Source organism: Ruegeria sp. CDSB113 (assembly GCF_059611045.1).
In genome coordinates, this window is sequence record NZ_JBXWOU010000029.1 from 2501 (window position 1) to 6101 (window position 3601).

Below are 3601 nucleotides of genomic sequence, written 5' to 3' on the forward strand. Positions count from 1 at the left end.
ATTTGTCCTCGTCCAAGTGGCGGGGGCGGGAAATGTATGTTTTTGGTTCAGAAGAATGACTGCCTTTAGTTACCAGCTGGGCGGTCTCGATTGATTTGATTACTAGCGCAGCTTTGGTTGTGTGCGGTCAAACGCACTCAAGTAGCCGAATAGGCGGTAGTGCCAATATCAAGTCTTTCTTTTTCTGGATCAAATCAAGCGCGAGAAGGGCGTTTGGTGAATGCCTTGGCAGCAAGAGGCGATGAAAGACGTGATACTCTGCGATAAGCCATGGGGAGCTGAGAATAAGCTTTGATCCATGGATTTCTGAATGGGGCAACCCACCTGAATGTTTGTTATTGTTAGCTGTGCTAATCAATAATGGGCATAACCAGGTATTTATGACCTGAATACATAGGGTTATAAAGGCAAACCCGGGGAACTGAAACATCTAAGTACCCGGAGGAAAGGAAATCAATTGATACTCCCCTAGTAGCGGCGAGCGAACGGGGACCAGCCGAGCCAGATGAGTGAGAAGAACATGTTGGGAAGCATGGCCATAGCGGGTGACAGCCCCGTATTCTAAGCTCTGATGGACGTATTAAGTAGGGCGGAACACGTGAAATTCTGTCTGAAGATCGGAGGACCACCTTCGAAGGCTAAGTACTCCTTGCTGACCGATAGTGAACCAGTACCGTGAGGGAAAGGTGAAAAGCACCCCGACGAGGGGAGTGAAACAGTACCTGAAACCGAACGCCTACAATCAGTCGGAGCCTCCTTGCGGGGTGACGGCGTACCTTTTGTATAATGGGTCATCGACTTGGTCTCACGAGCAAGCTTAAGCCGTTAGGTGTAGGCGTAGCGAAAGCGAGTCTTAATAGGGCGAATGAGTTCGTGGGATCAGACCCGAAACCGAGTGATCTAGGCATGGCCAGGTTGAAGGTAAGGTAACACTTACTGGAGGACCGAACCCACATCCGTTGAAAAGGATCGGGATGAGCTGTGCCTAGGGGTGAAAGGCCAATCAAACTCGGAGATAGCTGGTTCTCTGCGAAATCTATTTAGGTAGAGCGTCATCCGAATACCCCGGGGGGTAGAGCACTGGATGGGTAATGGGGCCCCACAGGCTTACTGATCCTAACCAAACTCCGAATACCCGGGAGTACTAGATGGCAGACACACTGCGGATGCTAACGTCCGTAGTGGAGAGGGAAACAACCCTGACCTACAGCTAAGGCCCCCAATTCATGGCTAAGTGGGAAAGCAGGTGGGACGACCAAAACAACCAGGAGGTTGGCTTAGAAGCAGCCATCCTTTAAAGATAGCGTAACAGCTCACTGGTCTAAATAAGTTGTCCTGCGGCGAAGATGTAACGGGGCTCAAGCCATGAGCCGAAGCTTAGGATGCCGTAAGGCATGGTAGCAGAGCGTAGTGTGACATAAGACTTATCCTATATTGCCGCCGGTCATTTGGTGCGTGTAAGCGCTCAAGTAGCCGAATAGGCGGTAGCGCAGGATCAAGTCTTTTCGATGAAGCCGGCGCGTGAGCGATCCGGTGGAGAGATCACTAGTGAGAATGATGACATGAGTAGCGACAAAGAGTGTGAGAGACACTCTCGCCGAAAGTCCAAGGGTTCCTGCTTAAAGCTAATCTGAGCAGGGTAAGCCGGCCCCTAAGCCGAGGCCGAAAGGCGTAGGCGATGGGAACTAGGTTAATATTCCTAGGCCGTGGAGTGGTGACGGATCTCAGAGGTAGTTCATCCTTATTGGATTGAATGGGCTGCTGAGAGGTTCCTGGAAATAGCCCTCCTATAAGACCGTACCCTAAACCGACACAGGTGGACTGGTAGAGCATACCAAGGCGCTTGAGAGAACGATGTTGAAGGAACTCGGCAAAATACCTCCGTAAGTTCGCGAGAAGGAGGCCCGGTTCCTAGGCAACTAGGGGCTGGGGGCACAAACCAGGGGGTGGCGACTGTTTATTAAAAACACAGGGCTCTGCGAAGTCGCAAGACGACGTATAGGGTCTGACGCCTGCCCGGTGCCTGAAGGTTAAAAGGAGAGGTGAGAGCCTTGAATTGAAGCCCAGGTAAACGGCGGCCGTAACTATAACGGTCCTAAGGTAGCGAAATTCCTTGTCGGGTAAGTTCCGACCTGCACGAATGGCGTAACGACTTCCCCGCTGTCTCCAACATCGACTCAGCGAAATTGAATTGCCTGTCAAGATGCAGGCTTCCCGCGGTTAGACGGAAAGACCCCGTGCACCTTTACTACAGCTTCGCACTGGCATCAGGATTGTGATGTGCAGGATAGGTGGTGGGCTTTGAAGCAGAGACGCAAGTCTTTGTGGAGCCTCCCTTGAGATACCACCCTTCGCACTCTTGATGTCTAACCGCGGTCCGTTATCCGGATCCGGGACCCTGCGTGGCGGGTAGTTTGACTGGGGCGGTCGCCTCCTAAAGCGTAACGGAGGCGCGCGAAGGTTGGCTCAGAGCGGTCGGAAATCGCTCGTTGAGTGCAATGGCAGAAGCCAGCCTGACTGCGAGACTGACAAGTCGAGCAGAGTCGAAAGACGGCCATAGTGATCCGGTGGTCCCGAGTGGAAGGGCCATCGCTCAACGGATAAAAGGTACGCCGGGGATAACAGGCTGATACTGCCCAAGAGTCCATATCGACGGCAGTGTTTGGCACCTCGATGTCGGCTCATCTCATCCTGGGGCTGGAGCAGGTCCCAAGGGTACGGCTGTTCGCCGTTTAAAGAGGTACGTGAGCTGGGTTTAGAACGTCGTGAGACAGTTCGGTCCCTATCTGCCGTGGGTGTAGGAGACTTGAGAGGAGTTGCCCCTAGTACGAGAGGACCGGGGTGAACGATCCACTGGTGGACCAGTTGTCGTGCCAACGGCAGTGCTGGGTAGCTATGATCGGACAGGATAACCGCTGAAGGCATCTAAGCGGGAAGCCCCCCTCAAAACAAGGTCTCCCTGAGGGCCGTGGAAGACCACCACGTCAATAGGCCGGAGATGTAAGCGCAGTAATGCGTTCAGTTGACCGGTACTAATCGCCCGATAGGCTTGATTTGATCCAGTAATGGAAAGACTGCCAACCGCCTCAAGTAGCGAAGCGGTAGGCGAACAAATAGGCCAAAAACATACACCTCATTAAACATGGATAACTTCGCAGCAATACGCTGCGGTGTTGATTGACATAACTACCGAGTGGCAACGCGCATTTGCATGCAAATACGCTGCCTGCCACCCGTCGCTTTTTTGCTCCGCAAAAACAGCAACGTGGGGATTTTCCTCGGTTTGGTGGTCATAGCGCAAGTGAAACACCCGGTCCCATCCCGAACCCGGAAGTTAAGCACTGCCGCGCCAATGGTACTTGGGCTTAAGCCCCGGGAGAGTAGGTCACCGCCAAACCTAGAAAAATCCCCCAATCAAACTTCTCTCTTACGATGAAAAAAACGACCCGGTCTCAACTCGCCAAACAGGCGGTAGACCAACGCATGGCCTCAACTGGCGTAAGCAATAGGCCAACGCAAACTGTCGCGGGATGGAGCAGCCCGGTAGCTCGTCAGGCTCATAACCTGAAGGTCGTAGGTTCAAATCCTACTCCCGCAACCA

General features: G+C 53.0%; 1 tRNA gene and 2 rRNA genes. All 3 read left to right on the forward strand.

Going from position 1 to position 3601, the window contains the following annotated elements:
- The first annotated feature begins 192 nt into the window (after window positions 1-192).
- The 3 genes from AC2FIS_RS23055 to AC2FIS_RS23065 all read left to right on the forward strand — a co-directional run bounded on the left by AC2FIS_RS23055 (window position 193) and on the right by AC2FIS_RS23065 (window position 3601).
- Window positions 193-3057, forward strand: a 23S ribosomal RNA gene (locus AC2FIS_RS23055).
- Between the two features lie 225 nt (window positions 3058-3282).
- Window positions 3283-3397 (forward strand): 5S ribosomal RNA (gene rrf / locus AC2FIS_RS23060).
- Window positions 3398-3524: 127 nt separating this feature from the next.
- Window positions 3525-3601, forward strand: a tRNA-Met gene (locus AC2FIS_RS23065).